Origin of the sequence: [Mycobacterium] manitobense (assembly GCF_025821665.1) — a bacterium.
In the GTDB taxonomy this organism is placed as follows: Bacteria; Actinomycetota; Actinomycetes; order Mycobacteriales; family Mycobacteriaceae; genus Mycobacterium; species Mycobacterium arseniciresistens.
Map to the genome: position 1 here is coordinate 1 of NZ_JACKSJ010000251.1, position 16,300 is coordinate 16,300.

A 16,300-nucleotide genomic window follows, 5' to 3' on the forward strand; every position below is an offset into this window, starting at 1 on the left:
ACCCGGACGCCGTCGTCAGTGCGGCGGGCGCCGTCGTCGCGGTGGCCGCGGGCGATCCGGTCACGGCGCGCACGGTGCTGACCGCCGACAGCGTCGGGCCGCCGACGTCGACGGCCAGGGCGGCGCGCAGCCTGGCGGAGGGTCTGATGCAGTCGCTGGACCAGCCGTATGCCGTCGCGGTGGCGCGGTTGAGTCAGGCGATCACCGCCGAGCGCGGTTCCCAGGAGGTCGCGCCCGATACCCCGGCCGCGCTGGTCACGCTGGCGGCGCTGCACGGCGGTGACCCGGTGCGGGCGCGCAGCGTGATCGGCCGGGCGGTCAGGGAGGCCGACGGCGCAGAGCACGCCGACGCTGAGATCTTCGTCACGCACCGGCACCGGTTGCTGGCGGGGTGGGTGCGGATGCAGGACGGCCAACTCGGCGCCGCGTCGGCGAGTGTGGCGGACACGGTGAACGCCGCCCTGCACCGTCGCGATGCGCTGTGGTCGGCGGCGCTCCAGACGGCGGTCGCCCGGCGCAGTGGTGACAGCGGCGCCATGCAGAAGCACTGGTATGCCGCGATGGAGGTGCTCGCCGAGTACTCGGTCGACCTGTTCTCGTTGCTCCCCCTGGGTGAGCTGTGGGTGGCGGCCGCCCGGATGCGTCAGGTGGACCGGCTGGCGCATCCTCTGGCCGAGGCGTTCGCGCTGCTCGAGTCGCTCGGCAACCCGGTGCTGTGGTCGACCCCGCTGCACTGGGCCGGCGTGCACGCGGGCATCCTCGCCAACGCTCCGGATGCGGTGGCACCGCACGGCCAGGCCCTGACCGCCGCAGCCGCCGGCAGTGCCTTCGCGAAGTCGCTGGCCACAGCGGGCCGCACCTGGCTGCGGGTGCTGGCCAACCATGTCGAACCCGCCGAGGTGACCGCGGCCGCGCGGTCGCTGTCGCAGTTCGGGCTGACCTGGGACGCCACCCGGCTGGCCGGACAGGCGGCGCTGCAGACGCCGGACGCCCGGGTGTCGCAGGCCATGCTGCAGCTGGCCCGCGACCTCAAGCAGTCGGTCGCGGGCGGCGACGTCGAGACCGGGGCCGCCGACCTGCCGCAACCGCTGCGCACACCGTCGTCGACGCCGGCATCGACGCCCGCGTCCTCGCGGCTCTCCGACCGGGAGCGGGAGGTCGCCGAACTCCTGCTGCTCGGCATGCCGTACCGCGACATCGGCGCCCAACTGTTCATCTCGGCGAAGACCGTCGAGCATCACGTCGCCCGGATCCGGCGCCGTCTCGGCGCCGAATCGCGCTCGGAGATGCTGTCGATGTTGCGCGCCATGCTGGCGCCGCAGGGGTAACCGACCGACTAGTTAGGTCAACCTTCGTGGCGGTGCCCAGGGGCAGGGTGTCACTATGAGCAGGCACATAGCCTAAGTTACTGACGGGTAACATTACTTAAGTTACTGTCGGGTAACTTACCTAGCCGGGGAGGCGCAGCGTGGACACGCAGATGCTGATCAGGATCATCGCCGGGGTTCTGATGATCGCCGTCGTCGGCGCGCTCGCCGTGAAGCGGTTCCTGTGGCTGACGAAGCTGATCCGGTCCGGACAGCCGACGAGCGAGGCGAACAACCGCAAGGACAACCTCAAGAAGCGCATCACCACGCAGTTCGAGGAGGTGTTCGGGCAGACCCGGCTGCTCAAGTGGTCGATCCCCGGCATCGCGCACTTCTTCACGATGTGGGGCTTCTTCATCCTGGGCTCGGTCTACGTCGAGGCCTTCGGCCTGCTCGTCGATCACGACTTCCACATCCCGTTCGTCGGCCGCTGGGACGCGCTGGGCTTCCTGCAGGACTTCTTCGCCGTCATGGTGCTGGTGGGCATCGCGACCTTCGCCGTGATCCGCATCGTGCGCGAACCCAAGAAACACGGCCGCGACTCGCGCTTCTACGGCTCGCACACCGGTGGCGCCTGGCTGATCCTGTTCATGATCTTCAACGTCATCTGGACCTACGCCCTGGTCCGCGGCGCGGCGGCCGTCGTGGGCAATCTGCCCTACGGCAACGGCGCGTTCTTCTCCCAGCTCATGGGCTGGATCATGCGCCCGCTCGGCGTCACCGCCAACGAGTGGATCGAGACGATCGCCCTGCTCGGGCACATCGCCGTGATGCTGGTGTTCCTGTTGATCGTGCTGCACTCCAAGCACCTGCACATCGGCCTGGCGCCCATCAACGTCACGTTCAAGAGGATGCCCAACGGCTTGGGCCCGCTGCTGCCGGTGGAGTCCAAGGGCGAGCCGGTCGACTTCGAGGATCCCGCCGAGGACGCCGTGCTCGGCCGCGGCAAGATCGAGGACTTCACCTGGAAGGGCTTCCTCGACTTCACCACCTGCACCGAGTGCGGCCGCTGCCAGTCCCAGTGCCCCGCCTGGAACACCGGTAAGCCGTTGTCGCCCAAGCTCGTGATCATGAACCTGCGCGACCACATGTTCGCCAAGGCGCCGTACTTCCTCGACGGCAAGGAGAGCCCGCTCGAGAACACCCCGGAGGGCGGCCTCGGCGAAGAGGCGCGCGGCGAGAAGCACAGCGAGGAACACTCCCACGAGCACGTTCCCGAATCCGGCTTCGAGCGCATCCCCGCCGACTCCCCGCTGCAGGCGACCCGTCCGCTGGTCGGCACCCTCGAGCAGGGCGGCGTCATCGACCCCGACGTGCTGTGGTCGTGCACCACCTGCGGTGCGTGCGTGGAGCAGTGCCCGGTCGACATCGAGCACATCGACCACATCGTCGACATGCGCCGCTACCAGGTGATGATGGAGTCGGAGTTCCCCGGCGAGCTCGGCGTGCTGTTCAAGAACCTGGAGAACAAGGGCAACCCCTGGGGGCAGAACTCCAAGGACCGCACCAACTGGATCGACGAGGTCGACTTCGACGTGCCGGTGTTCGGCAAGGACGTCGAGACCTTCGAGGGATTCGAGTACCTGTTCTGGGTCGGTTGCGCCGGCGCCTACGAGGACCGGGCCAAGAAGACCACCAAGGCCGTCGCCGAACTGCTCGCCACCGCGGGCGTCAAGTTCCTCGTCCTCGGCGAGGGCGAGACCTGCAACGGCGACTCGGCCCGCCGCTCGGGTAACGAGTTCCTGTTCCAGCAGCTCGCCGCGCAGAACGTCGAGACGCTCGACGGCCTGTTCGAAGGCGTCGAGCGGGTCGACCGCAAGGTCGTCGTCACCTGCCCGCACTGCTTCAACACCCTGGGCCGCGAGTATCCGCAGCTCGGCGGCAACTACACCGTGCTGCACCACACCCAGCTGCTCAACCGGCTGGTCCGCGACAAGAAGCTCGTGCCCGTGACGCCGGTCGGCGGAGGCCAGGACGTCACCTACCACGACCCCTGCTACCTCGGCAGGCACAACAAGGAGTACAGCGCCCCCCGCGAGTTGGTCGGGGCTGCCGGAGCGAAGCTCACCGAGATGCCCCGGCACGCCGACCGCGGTCTGTGCTGCGGCGCCGGTGGCGCGCGGATGTGGATGGAAGAGCACATCGGCAAGCGGGTGAACACCGAGCGCACCGAGGAGGCCATCGACACCGGCGCATCGGCGATCGCCACCGGCTGCCCGTTCTGCCGCGTGATGATCACCGACGGTGTCGACGACGTCGCCGCCGCCAGGGACATCGAGAAGGTCGAGGTGCTCGACGTCGCGCAGCTGCTGCTCGGCTCGCTCGACAAGAGCTCGGTGACGCTGCCCGAGAAGGGCACCGCGGCCAAGGAGGCCGAGGAGCGCGCCGAGGTCGCCGCGAAGACCGCCGCCGAGGCGCCCGCGGTCGAGGAGGACGAGGAAGCCGAGGAGACCGGCGCAGCGGCCGAGGCCGACGACGCCGCCGAGGCCAAGCCGGTGACAGGCCTCGGCCTGGCCGGTGGCGCCAAGCGGCCCGGGGCGAAGAAGCCCGGCGGCGATGACGAAGCCAAGCCGGAGGCGAAGACCGCGGCCGCGCCCGCCAAGGGGCTTGGGCTGGCCGGTGGCGCGAAGCGGCCGGGGGCCAAGAAAACCGCCGCGGCACCCACCGAAAGCCCAGAAGCCAAGGCCGACGCACCCGCCGACGACAAGCCCGCCGCCGCACCGGTCAAGGGCCTCGGCCTCGCCGGCGGCGCCAAGCGACCAGGCGCCAAGAAGACCGCGGCCGCACCCACCGAAAGCCCAGAAGCCAAGGCCGACGCACCCGCCGCCGACAAGCCGGCCGCCGCACCGGTCAAGGGCCTCGGCCTCGCCGGCGGCGCCAAGCGGCCGGGGGCCAAGAAGACCGCCGCGGCACCCGCAGAAAGCCAAGCGGCGAAGGCCGAACCGGTGGCCGAGGCGTCGGCAGATGCCGAGGCTCCTGCCGCGCCGCAGCCCGAGGTCAAGGGCCTCGGCCTCGCCGCGGGCGCCCGCCGCCCGGGGGCGAAGAAAGCGCCGGCCAAGAAGGTGTCGCCGAACGAGGGCGAGCCGACGGTCGTGCAGCCCGCCAACGTCGACCCCGATCAGGTGCAGGCCGGCACCGAGCCGGACGACACCGCCGATTCGGATCGTGGACTCGCCGAGCACGAGGCCGACGCCCGGCCCGAACCCGAGGTCAAGGGTCTGGGCATCGCCCCGGGCGCCCGCCGCCCCGGCGCGAAGAAGGCGCCCGCCAAGAAGGCTGCTCCGAGCGCGCCGGAGTCGAAGCCCGAAGCGGCGCCCGAGCCGGAACCCGAGACCGCCCCCGAGCCGACGGAACAGGCGGCGACGGACAGCGAGGACGCCCCGGCGCCCTCGACGAACGGCTCCGGCAACGGGGAGGCCCGCGTCGTCGGCGACGAGCCACCGGTCAAGGGTCTGGGCATCGCCAAGGGCGCCCGCCGCCCCGGCCGGAGGTAGCGCCTGTGTGATTTGTGGAGTCGTAGCCGCGCTCACCGCGGCTAGGACTCCACAATCACGGCTGCTCCGCCCCGCTGTGCCCGCCGAACGCCCGTTTCGTCCCGGTGACAGCGAGCGAGAATCGTTCGCGCCCAATGCACACGAGCCGTTCGTCAGCTAATTGACGGCGGGCCCCCAGCCGTTCATACGTAGGCATTTCACTTTCGTCACCGACCGTGGCGAACGTCCGGTCTCCCGACCACCTCGAGGAGTGGGATGCTGGGCAGCCCGGACGACGGCGTTCCCGTACTGCGGACACCCGCAGCGCGTTGGCGAAGCATCATCCTGCCCGTGGTCATCCTGCTGGCGGTCGGGATCGTCGCCCTGCTGCTGACGGGTCGCGGGCAGCAGACGGAGATCCAGGGCGCGGGCTCCACCCTGGCGCAGCCGCTGATCGAGCGGTCCGCGACCGCCTTTCGCGACGCCCAGGCCGCCGACGACCCCGAGCGGCCCGGCGCGACCGGCAACGACTGGGTGCTCAACGGCAACGGCATCGACTACGAGCCCGTCGGATCGATGGGCGGCATCCAGCGACTGTCCGATCCCGAGATCGACTTCGCCGTCTCCGACTACCCGTTGACAGCTGACGGACTGAAACAACTCGCCGTCACGCAGTTCCCGATCGCACTGGGCGCCATCGCGGTGGTGCACAACGTCGAGTTGCCCGACGGTCGGGACCTGCGCCTGGACGCGGACACCCTGGCCGCCATCTATCTCGGCGAGATCACCCGCTGGAACGACCGGAAGATAGCCGCACTGAATCCCGGTGTCCCGATGCCCGACTCGGCGGTGGCCGTGGTGCACCGCAGCGACGGGTCGGGGTCGACCAAGGGGTTCACCGGCTACCTGAGCGCAGGCAGTCCGCGGTGGCAATCCGGCCCCGGCACGGGCACCCTGGTCGACTGGCCGACGGGCACCGGGGCGGAACGCACCGGCGGCATGATCGAGCAGGTGCGCGACAACGCCGGGTCGATCGGCTACGTCGAGTTCGGACAGGCGCAGCGCGCAGGTCTGGACGTGGTCGCATTGGCCAACGAGTCCGGAAACTACGTTCGCCCGAGCGCCGACGCCATCCTCGCGGCGGCCTCCTCCCACGACTGGAGCGGCAAGGACGATTACGCCGCCGCGCTGGGGACTTCCGACGCCACCTCGGCGTACCCGGCCACCGTCGGCATCTACGTGCTGGTCAAGCGAGATCCGGAATTCCAGCAGCAGACCGAGCGCACCCTCGGGTACCTGCGCTTCCTTCTCAACGACTTCGGCAGCGGCACCGAGGAACTCGGCTACGTCCCGATGCCGAACGCGGCTGCGGTGTCCATCGAGAACTACATGGCGAAGACGGTCACCAGCGACGCCTGACCCACCCGTCACCCGAACCCACAACCCCCACCCTGAGCAGCGTCAAGAAGGAACATCGTGGATGTCGACATCCTCAAGGAGATCATCGCCCCCGTCGTCGGTGGGCTCGGCATATTCCTGCTGGGCCTGGAGTTCATGGAACGGGGCATCCAGTCCCTGTCGGTGAACCGGATGCGCGACCTACTGGGCAAGATGGCCGGCAATCCGGCCAAGGGCGTGGTCGCCGGAACGCTGATCACCGGGATCATCCAGTCGTCCACCGCGATGACGGTGATGACGGTCGGGCTGGTCAACTCCGGGGTGCTGGCGCTGCGCGGCGCCATCGGCGTGATCATGGGCGCCAACATCGGCACCACACTGGGCAACGGCCTGATCGCCCTGCCGCTCGGCCCGCTGGGTCTGCTGTTCGCGGGCATCTTCGCCTCGATCTACGTCTTCTCGAAGGCTGATAAGGCGCGAGCGATCGCCTTGTGCGGCATGGGTTTTGCGTTGGTGTTCTACGGGCTCAACCTGATGACCGGCGGGCTCAAGCCATTGCGCGAGATGCCGCAGGTGATGAACGTCATCTCCAGCCTGGACGCGGGGTCGTTCGTCGGCGTCGTCTCCTGTGCCCTCATCGCCGCGCTGATCACCGCGCTGATCCACTCGTCGTCGGCGACGATCGGCATCGTGATGGGCCTGGGCGCCTCCGGCGTGCTGGAGTGGAAGACCGCGATCGCCTTCGCCATCGGCGCCGACCTCGGCACCACCATCACGTCGTGGATCGCCTCGCTCAACCTGTCCAAGAACGCGAAACGGACGGCCTACGCCCACATCGCCTTCAACTTCATCGGCGTCTGCGTCGTCCTCGTCCTGTTCTTCCCCGCCATCCAGGTACTGACCTGGGTGATGGGATTCTTCGGCGGCGACCCGGGAAGCCCGGTGGTCGTGGACGGGGAGGAGACGTTCCCGCTGGTGCCCGTCGCGGTCGGGTTGTTCTCGATCTTCTTCAACATCTTCAACGTCCTCATCCTGTTCCCCTTCGTGGGCACCTTCGAGCGGGTGCTGATGCGGATCGGACACAAGGGCGACGACGTCGAGGACTACTCGTTGCCGAAGTACCTGGACCGCAAGGCGCTCGACGACTTCAACCGCGCCGTGCCCGCCATGCGCCAGGAAGTGGCCCGCGCGCTGCAGGGAAGCAGACTGTTCCTCGACACCGCCCGGGGCAAGCAGACCGTGACGAAGACCGCCGAGCACTCCGCGGCGATCGACGCGCTCAACCGCGAGATCCGGGTCTACTCGGCGCAGCTGTTCCACGGCAACCGCACCCGCGAGCAGATGGACCTCGTCGCCAGCATGATCGAGGAGGCCGACTTCACCGGCTCGCTGACCGAGTCGCTGCACCAGATCGCCAGGCGGATCCAGCGCGAGCCGTTCAGCCCCGCCAGCCGGGAGGTGCTCGACAAGGGCCTCGACCATCTCGACAAGAAGCTGTCGGTGCTCGAGGGCGTGCCCGACGTCGACGGGCTCGCCGCTGCGGCCGGCGCGACCCTGGTCGACGCCCCGGAGTTCGAGGCGATGCGGTGGACGGTGATCGACGCCGAGGACATCCCGGCCGCCGAGAAGGGGGCGTTGCTCGCACTCCTCGGGTCGATGGAACGGGCGGAGGCGTTGATCGACCGGATCGCCCAGGAACGCGCCTCGGTGGACCGCGATCAGGCCAGCGTGCTCGCCCAGGCCTGACTGTCTGTGTGATTTGTGGAGTCGTAGCCGCGCTCACCGCGGCTACGACTCCACAAATCGCGGCTGCGCTGCCGCTTCAGCAATTTCTAATTGGCTGGACGGCAATGCGACCATGGAGGACGTGACCAGCCAACAGGTGCCTGCCGAGAAGATGTGGCACACCAGCCACACGCCGCGGCAACGGACGTTCAACCAGTCCTCGAAGCTGCAGGACGTGCTCTACGAGATCCGCGGCCCGGTACACGAGCACGCCTCCCGGCTGGAGGCCGAGGGCCATCGCATCCTCAAGCTGAACATCGGCAACCCCGCTCCGTTCGGCTTCGAGGCGCCCGACGTCATCATGCGCGACATCATCGCGGCGCTGCCGTACGCGCAGGGCTACTCCGACTCCAAGGGCATCATGCCCGCGCGCCGGGCGGTGTTCACCCGCTACGAACTGGTCGACGGCTTCCCGCGCTTCGACGTCGACGACGTCTACCTCGGCAACGGCGTCTCCGAGCTGATCACGATGACGCTGCAGGCCCTGCTCGACAACGGCGACCAGGTGCTGATCCCGGCGCCGGACTATCCGCTGTGGACGGCGTCGACCTCGCTGGCCGGCGGCACCCCGGTGCACTACATCTGCGACGAGACCCAGGGCTGGCAGCCCGACATCGCCGACCTGGAGTCCAAGATCACCGACCGCACCAAGGCGCTGGTGGTCATCAACCCGAACAACCCGACCGGCGCGGTGTACAGCCGCGAGGTCCTCGAGCAGATGGCTGACCTGGCGCGCAGGCACCAGCTGCTGCTGCTGGCCGACGAGATCTACGACAAGATCCTCTACGACGACGCCGAGCACATCGCGATGGCCTCGGTGGCGCCGGACGTGCTGACACTGACGTTCAACGGGCTGTCCAAGGCCTACCGTGTCGCCGGCTACCGGGCCGGCTGGCTGGTGATCACCGGCCCGAAGGAGCACGCGGCCAGCTTCATCGAGGGCATCAGCCTGCTGGCCAACATGCGGCTGTGCCCGAATGTGCCCGCACAGCACGCCATCCAGGTCGCCCTCGGTGGCCATCAGAGCATCGACGACCTGGTGCTGCCGGGCGGGCGGCTGCTCGAGCAGCGGGATGTGGCGTGGGAGAAGCTCAACGAGATCCCCGGTGTGTCGTGCGTGAAGCCGCGGGGCGCGCTGTACGCGTTCCCGCGTCTGGACCCCGAGGTGTACGACATCGTCGACGACGAGCAGTTGGTGCTCGACCTGCTGCTGCAGGAGAAGATCCTCGTCACCCAGGGCACCGGGTTCAACTGGCCGGCACCCGACCACCTGCGCATCGTGACGCTGCCGTGGGCGCGCGACCTGGCCAACGCGATCGACCGGCTGGGCAACTTCCTGGTGAGCTACCGGCAGTGAGTCGCCGGCACCGCCCTCTACCCTGACCGGGTGACGCACTCCCATGCCCACTCCCATTCCCTGAGCGGGCCTGCTCCGCTGGGCCCGCTGGCGGCGAAGATCGTCGTCGGCCTGCTGATCGCGATCGGTGTCGCGGTGCTCGCGAGCGCGGCACTGCTGTGGCCCAGCCAGCAGAAGGTCGACATCCCGCTGCCCTTCCAGAACGCCCAGGGCGGCGCGGTGACCACCGAGAGCGGCCATGTGGTGTCCACCAGCCTCGGCACCTGCGGCAGCCCGTCGGCCGGCGCCGTGCTGACCGCCGATCCGGTGCCTGCGCAGGGCGAGGGCGCCGAATGCGTGCAGACCCTGGTGTCCATCGACTCCGGGCCGAACAAGGGCGCCGACACCCTGCTGGAGTTCAGTGGCGGCCCGGGCCAGCCGAATCTGATGGCCGGTGATGACATCCGCCTCAGTCGCCAGGTCGACCAGGGCGGCACCACCACCTATTCGTTCTACGACTACGAGCGGGCCTGGCCGCTGTTCGGGATGGCCGCGGTGTTCGCCATCGTCGTCGTCGCCGTCGCCCGGTGGCGCGGACTGCGGGCGCTGATCGGCATCGTGGTGGCCTTCGGGGTCCTGGTGGTGTTCCTGCTGCCCGCACTGCGCGACGGCGCGTCGGCGATCCCGGTCTCCCTGGTGGCGTCCGCGGCGATCCTGTACGCGGTCATCTACCTGGCCCACGGTGTGAGCCTGCGCACCAGCGCGGCGCTGCTGGGCACCCTGGCGTCACTGCTGCTGGCGGCGCTGTTGTCGTGGCTGGCAATCGAACTCGCGCACCTGACCGGACTGTCGGAGGACCAGAACAACGAGGTGGCCGCCTACCTGGGCAACGTGTCGATCACCGGCCTGCTGCTGGCCGGCTTCATCATCGGTTCACTCGGCGTGCTCAACGACGTGACGGTGACGCAGGCATCCACCGTGTTCGAGCTCGCCGAACTGGAGGGCGCCAAACTATCCCCCGGTCACTCCGTTCCTGCCCGCCGGACCAGGCGCAAGATCTTCGTCGGCGCCATGCGGGTCGGTCGCGATCACATCGCCAGCACCGTCTACACCCTGGTGCTGGCCTACGCAGGCAGCGCGCTGCCGCTGCTGCTGTTGTTCAGCGTCGCCAATCGGGCTCTCGGCGATGTGCTGACCAGTGAGAGTGTCGCCATCGAGATCGCCCGCTCCGCGGTCGGCGGGATCGCGCTCGCGCTGTCGGTGCCGCTGACCACCGGCATCGCGGCCGTGCTGGCGACGCCTAGCGCTCCAGCAGTTCCAGCAGGTAGGCGCCATATCCGGACTTGAGCAGTTCGCGGCCGCGGGCGGCGAGACCGTCGTCGTCGATCAAGCCGAGGCGCCACGCGATCTCCTCGGGCACGCTGATCTTGAGGCCCTGGCGACGCTCGATGGTGCGGACGAAATCGCCGGCGTCCAGCAGCGAGTCGAAGGTGCCGGTGTCGAGCCACGCCGTGCCGCGCGCGAGCACCTCCACCGACAGCCGGCCCTGCTCCAGGTAGGTCTGGCTGACCTCGGTGATCTCGTACTCCCCGCGCGCCGACGGCTTCAGTGACCGGGCGATGTCGATCACGTCGTTGTCGTAGAAGTACAGCCCCGGAACGGCGTAGTGGGATTTCGGGGTGGCCGGCTTCTCCTCCAGCGAGAGCACGACGCCGTTGTCGTCGAACTCCACCACGCCGTAATCGGAAGGGTTGGCCACCCAGTACGCGAAGATCGCCCCGCCCTTCACCCCGGCGAACCGGCTGAGGTTGGTGCCCAGGCCGGGACCGTAGAAGATGTTGTCGCCCAACACGAGTGCCACCGAGTCGGTGCCGATGTGCGACGCACCGATCACGAAGGCCTGGGCGAGGCCGTCGGGGCGATCCTGCACGGCATAGCTGATGGCGATCCCGAACGCGGAGCCGTCGCCGAGCAGGCGGTGGAAGGCGGGCGCATCCGCGGCGGTGGTGATCACCAGGATGTCCCGGATGCCCGCCATCATCAGGGTCGACAGTGGGTAGTAGATCATCGGCTTGTCGTACACGGGCATGAGCTGCTTGCTCGCGCCCAGCGTGATCGGTTGCAGCCTGGTGCCCGATCCACCGGCCAGGATGATGCCCTTCACACGAAGCCCTTCCTAGCCGCTCAGATCCTCTTCGGTCAGCTCGGTGGCAGCCAGCGCCGACGCCAGGTCGTCGTGCCGGAACACCGACGTGACCTTGTCGTGGACCACGCGGAACGCCGACGCCGCGGCCCCGCTGCCCTGCACACCCGCGACCCGCTGTTCGACGACGACCACGCCGTCGCGCACGTAGAGCTTCCCGGGTTCGGCGGTGATGCCCGCCGATCGCGCCCAGTCGAGCAGCGCGGCGTGGCCCTGGCGGGCGCCGCCGGCGTCGCCCACCTCGATGTCGTCGCTCGACAGCGCGACCAGGGTGTCGAAGTCCTGCTCATTGAGCGCGTCGTGCCAGGCCAACACCGTCGCGATCTCGGAAGTGGTCATGCTCGCACGGTAGCCTACGGCGCGGCGCCGATGAACTCGTCGACCTGGCGCCCGGGTCGTCCCGGTTCAGAACTGCGTGCGCTGCAACCAGGTGTCCCACACCGCGGTCTCGCCGAACACCTGGAGGCCGAGTTCGGTGGCCGTCCGGCGTCGCGTGACGGCCAGCAACAGGTCCCGGGCCGGACCACGCAGGGCCACATCGCCTTTGCCGTGGCTGTGCGACCACGAGATGCCCTCCTCGTCGTGCACGACGGTCCACTCGCCGGTGACGCCGAGGCCGATGTCGGTGGCGTGCAGGTGCATCGTCTGCCCGCGGTCGAGCGCGTCGGTGATCAGCTTCGGGTTGGCCATCAGCTCAACCCATTCGCTGATCGCGTCGGCGGCGAGGTCGGCGGGCACCTCGAAGACGCCGCCGACGGCCAGTGCCGCGTCGGCCCGGTGCACGAGCACCTCGTGCAGGCGGCGCCGGATCCACCAGCCGGCCGGCCGCGGTCCGGCGAACGTCCACACCCTGGCACTGCCCACCCGGTCCACCGCGTCGACGATCAGCTGCGCACCGCCGTTGAGCCAGTCGAGTGCCGCGCCGGGATCGGCCGGCGGCTTTCCGTCGCGCACCTCGCGCGGGTCGAGGGCGTCGCTGCGCCGGTCGGCGATGATCTGTGCGGCCCAACGGTTTCCGCGGCCGACATGCCGGAACAGATGCGTCAGGGTCCAGTCGGGACAGGTGGGCACCGGCGTGTCGGGATCGCCGGTGGCGATCACCGTGCCGAAGGCGTCGGTCTGCTCGAGCAGGGCGGCCCGGAAGTCCACGTCACGAACTTAGCGCCGTGCGCGCCGTGCCGAGCGCGATCGGCAGAGTCGACCACCCCCGCAGCACCCTGGTGTCGCGGCGACTGCCTTCGCCGGCCAGCCGCGCGCCGGGGAATCGCTCGAAGAACGTCCGCAGGCCGACCTCCCCCTCGACCCGGGCCAGGGCGGCGCCGAGGCAGAAGTGCCTGCCACCGGAGAACGACAGGTGCCTGCCCGCGTTGTCGCGCTCGATGTCGAACCGGTGCGGATCGGTGAACACCGCCGGGTCGCGGTTGGCCCCGGCCAGGTGCAGCACGATGGTCTCGCCGCGGCGAAGCGCGGTGCCTGCCACCTCGACGTCCCTGCGCGCGGACCTGGCCGTCATCTGCACCGGCGGGTCGAGCCGCAGGATCTCCTCCACCGCGGTCGGCCACAGTTCCGGGCGCGCGGCGAGGGTGTCGAGGTGCTCCGGCGTGTCCAGCAGCAGCCGGATGCCGTTGCCCAGCAGGTTCACCGTCGTCTCGAAGCCCGCGGCCAGCACCAGACCGGCCAGCGCCTCGAGTTCGGGTTCACTGAGCCGGTTCTCGGCGTCGGCGGCCGCGCTGGCCCGGATCAGCTGGCTCATGAGGTCGTCGCCGGGGTTGCGGCGCAACTCCTTCAGGTGCTCGCGCAGCCAGGTGTTGAACCCGACGATGCCCTGGTGCACCTGCCGGTACTGCTGCCAGGACAGCCCGATGTCGAGGCTGGGCGCGCCTAGTTCGCCGAAGCGCAGGATCTGCGGCCGGTCGCGTTCGTGGACGCCGAGGATGTCGCTGATGACGGCGACCGGCAGCTGGGCGCAGTAGCTCTGCACCACATCGACGACGTCGCTGCCGGAGCCGGCCAGGTCGTCGAGCAGTGCGTCGGCCCGCTGCTGCACCGAGTCCCGCAGGGCGGCAACTGCTCTGGCCGTGAACACCGACGACACCAGCTTGCGGCACCGGGTGTGGTCGGGCGGCTCGATCGACAGCAGGGACGGCGGCTGGATCGGATGCATCAGACCGGTCTCGGTCTTCCTGGTGATCCACTGCTGCGGTGCGGGCAGATTGCTGCCCTGCGGCACGGTGCGGAAGTCGTCGTTGCGCAACAGGTCGGTGATGACGGCATGGTCGAACGTCAGCAGTGCGGCCCGGCCGCGGATGACGGGGCCCCTCGGCCGCAGTTCGTCGGCGAAGGCGGCCGGGTTCTCCCGGACGGACGGGTCGGCGATCAGGCGGGCCTGTGGATCGCCGCGCCGCGCCGCGAGCGTCGACAGCCCGCGGATCACGCCGTGCAGGGCCACCCACCGGATGCGTTGTCTGAGGTCGACGCTCATGTGTCGAGTCCGAGCACGGGTCGCAGGTCGTCCAACCGGTCGAACAGATGCCAGATGTAGGACGACGTGCCGTTCTCACGGTGGGCGTGCAGGTCGGCCAGCGCGGGGTCGTCGCGATAGCTCTCGAAGGCCTCTCGGGAGTCCCACTCGACGAGGATCAGCACCGTGCGCGCCTCGAGGTCACCGATCATCGATTCCCGGAACTTGCCGAGCGCCACGACCCGGCCACCGTGCGCGGCCACCTCCTGCGGGGAGCGCTTGGAGTAGGCCCGGTACTCGTCGGCGTTCGCGACGTCGAACAGGTTTAGCGCGTATACCGTCATACACCCCGACGCTACGCCGCGGGCGGTTCCGCGACGCGCCGGCCCAGCGCGTAGACCCGCCAGCCGGCGGCGCGCCATCGCTCCGAATCGAGGCAATTGCGGCCGTCGACAATGACTCTCGCCCGGACGGTGGCGGCCAGCTCGGCCGGGTCGAGCTCGACGAACTCGGGCCATTCCGTGAGGACCAGCACCGCGTCGGCGCGGTCACAGGCCTCCACCACCGACGTCGAGTAGTTCAGTGTCGGGAACACCCGCTGCGAGTTCTCCATCGCCTTGGGGTCGTAGACGTTCACCGTCGCGCCGTTGAGCTGCAACAGGCCGGCGACGTTGAGTGCCGGGGAGTCGCGCACGTCGTCGGACTCCGGCTTGAAGGCTGCACCGAGTACGGCGACGTTGGCCCCGAGCAGTGAACCGCCGCAGGCGGTTGTGGCGAGTTCCACCATCCGGGTGCGGCGCCGCATGTTGATGCTGTCCACCTCGCGCAGGAACGTCAGCGCGTGGTTGGCGCCCAGTTCGCCGGCGCGGGCCATGAAGGCGCGGATGTCCTTGGGCAGGCAGCCGCCACCGAAACCCAGGCCGGCGTTGAGGAACCGGCGCCCGATGCGCGGGTCGTAGCCCAGCGCGTCGGCCAGCAGCGTGACGTCGCCGTCGACGGCCTCACACACCTCGGAGATCGCGTTGATGAACGAGATCTTGGTGGCCAGAAAGGCGTTGGCCGACACCTTGACCAGTTCCGCGGTTTGCAGGTCGGTGAGCAGGAACGGCACGTCGTCAGCGAGGATCGGGCCATAGAGCTCGCGCACCGCCGCTTCGGCCCGCACCGAATCACGTTGCACACCAAGCACGATGCGGTCGGGGTGCAGGGTGTCCTGCACGGCGAAGCCTTCGCGGAGGAACTCGGGGTTCCAGGCCACCTCGACGTCGACACCGTCGGGGGCCAGGCCGCGGGCCCGCTCGGCGAGGTCGGCGGCGGTGCCCACCGGCACGGTCGACTTGCCGACGATCACCGCGGACCGGCGCAACCGCGGCACCAGCGTGTCGATGACGGCGTGGACGTGCCGCAGGTCGGCGCCGTACTCGCCCTTCTTCTGCGGGGTGCCGACGCCGAGGAAGTGCACGTCGGCGAAATCGGCGGCCAGCTCGTAGTCGGTGGTGAACTGCAGCCGGCCGGCCGCCAGGTTCTCGTTGAGCAGTTCCGCCAGTCCGGGCTCGTAGAACGGGATGTCGCCCGCCGCCAGCTTGGCCACCTTGCCGGGGTCGATGTCGACACCGACCACCTCGTGGCCGAGTGCCGCCATCCCGGCCGCATGGGTCGCGCCGAGGTACCCGGTGCCGAACACAGTGCATCGCATACTGCCTGGATATGCCGGTGCGATGAGCTGACTGCTACGCGACACTGAGCGGCAGCCCAACATCGGGTGACGAACAGACGGTGCCCGATCAGCCCAGGGACGGGAACGGCCAGAACGGCGAACCGCCATTGCCGCCGGAGGATCCGCGGTCCCGGCCCGAGGACCCGCGGTCGCCGTCCGAGTCGCCGTAGTCGCCGCGGCCGCGGGATCCGGAGTCCCCGTAGTCACCCCGGCTGCCCGAGTCCGACCCGGAGCCCGGGAACGGGAACGACGGCTGCCTCGGCGTCTGCGGCACCTGCGGGTATTGCGGGTACTGCGGGTATTGGGGCTGTTGCGGCCGCTGCGGCACCAGCGGCCAGTCATTGTCACGCTTCGGCGGATCGTCGTTCTGCCACGGGGGCGTCCACGGCGGCGTCCAGGGTGACTTGGGCGGGTCGTAGACGCGCGGCGGCTGGAAGACCGGGTAGCGCGGACGCGGATAGACGACGACCGGCGGCGGTGCCACGGGCGGCGCGATCACCGGAACTGGTGCGGCCGGCGGCGGAGCCGGAGCGGGCGGCGGGGCCGCGGGCGCCGGTGCG

At 69.6% G+C, this 16,300-nt stretch carries 12 protein-coding genes and 1 pseudogene; 6 read left to right on the forward strand and 7 right to left on the reverse strand.

Features of this window, described 5'->3' with window-relative positions; all coding sequences use genetic code 11:
* The 6 genes from iniR to H7I41_RS28010 all read left to right on the forward strand — a co-directional run.
* Positions 1 to 1,328 (forward strand): isoniazid response ATPase/transcriptional regulator IniR (gene iniR, locus H7I41_RS27985; RefSeq protein ID WP_264015913.1); only part of this gene is annotated, 1,328 nt, incomplete at its 5' end.
* A 140-nt stretch (positions 1,329 to 1,468) separates the two neighbouring features.
* Positions 1,469 to 4,861 (forward strand): heterodisulfide reductase-related iron-sulfur binding cluster, encoded by a 3,393-nt coding sequence (locus H7I41_RS27990; RefSeq protein ID WP_264015914.1) that lies wholly within the window; start codon positions 1,469 to 1,471, stop codon positions 4,859 to 4,861.
* Between the two features lie 255 nt (positions 4,862 to 5,116).
* Positions 5,117 to 6,259 (forward strand): phosphate ABC transporter substrate-binding protein PstS, encoded by a 1,143-nt coding sequence (gene pstS, locus H7I41_RS27995; RefSeq protein WP_264015915.1) that lies wholly within the window; start codon positions 5,117 to 5,119, stop codon positions 6,257 to 6,259.
* 57 nt (positions 6,260 to 6,316) lie between these two features.
* Positions 6,317 to 7,984, forward strand: a complete 1,668-nt coding sequence (locus H7I41_RS28000; protein ID WP_264015916.1) for a Na/Pi cotransporter family protein — start codon at positions 6,317 to 6,319, stop codon at positions 7,982 to 7,984.
* Between the two features lie 112 nt (positions 7,985 to 8,096).
* Positions 8,097 to 9,380 (forward strand): pyridoxal phosphate-dependent aminotransferase, encoded by a 1,284-nt coding sequence (locus H7I41_RS28005; RefSeq protein WP_372503815.1) that lies wholly within the window; start codon positions 8,097 to 8,099, stop codon positions 9,378 to 9,380.
* 30 nt (positions 9,381 to 9,410) lie between these two features.
* Entirely contained in the window at positions 9,411 to 10,706 is a 1,296-nt protein-coding gene (locus H7I41_RS28010) for a YibE/F family protein (RefSeq protein WP_264015917.1), read from the forward strand.
* Here the strand turns inward: H7I41_RS28010 and rfbA are convergent.
* From rfbA to H7I41_RS28045, 7 genes and pseudogenes are all read right to left on the reverse strand, one after another.
* Complete coding sequence (rfbA, locus tag H7I41_RS28015) at positions 10,660 to 11,523, reverse strand: glucose-1-phosphate thymidylyltransferase RfbA (RefSeq protein ID WP_264015918.1); 864 nt, start codon at positions 11,521 to 11,523, stop codon at positions 10,660 to 10,662. The genes H7I41_RS28010 and rfbA overlap by 47 nt on opposite strands.
* 12 nt (positions 11,524 to 11,535) lie before the next feature.
* On the reverse strand, positions 11,536 to 11,901 hold the full coding sequence (locus tag H7I41_RS28020) for a nuclear transport factor 2 family protein (RefSeq protein WP_264015919.1): 366 nt from the start codon (positions 11,899 to 11,901) through the stop codon (positions 11,536 to 11,538).
* 66 nt (positions 11,902 to 11,967) lie between these two features.
* On the reverse strand, positions 11,968 to 12,711 hold the full coding sequence (locus H7I41_RS28025) for a maleylpyruvate isomerase family mycothiol-dependent enzyme (protein WP_264015920.1): 744 nt from the start codon (positions 12,709 to 12,711) through the stop codon (positions 11,968 to 11,970).
* Between the two features lies 1 nt (position 12,712).
* Entirely contained in the window at positions 12,713 to 14,044 is a 1,332-nt protein-coding gene (locus H7I41_RS28030) for a cytochrome P450 (RefSeq protein WP_264015921.1), read from the reverse strand.
* On the reverse strand, positions 14,041 to 14,367 hold the full coding sequence (locus H7I41_RS28035) for a DUF1330 domain-containing protein (protein WP_264015922.1): 327 nt from the start codon (positions 14,365 to 14,367) through the stop codon (positions 14,041 to 14,043). The genes H7I41_RS28030 and H7I41_RS28035 overlap by 4 nt, the downstream gene beginning before the upstream one ends.
* 11 nt (positions 14,368 to 14,378) lie before the next feature.
* Positions 14,379 to 15,719 carry a UDP-glucose dehydrogenase family protein gene (locus tag H7I41_RS28040; protein ID WP_264015923.1) on the reverse strand — a complete coding sequence of 447 codons (1,341 nt, stop codon included), beginning with the start codon at positions 15,717 to 15,719 and terminating at the stop codon, positions 14,379 to 14,381.
* Between the two features lie 88 nt (positions 15,720 to 15,807).
* Positions 15,808 to 16,300 (reverse strand): annotated as a pseudogene (locus H7I41_RS28045) (hypothetical protein); the annotation flags it as partial.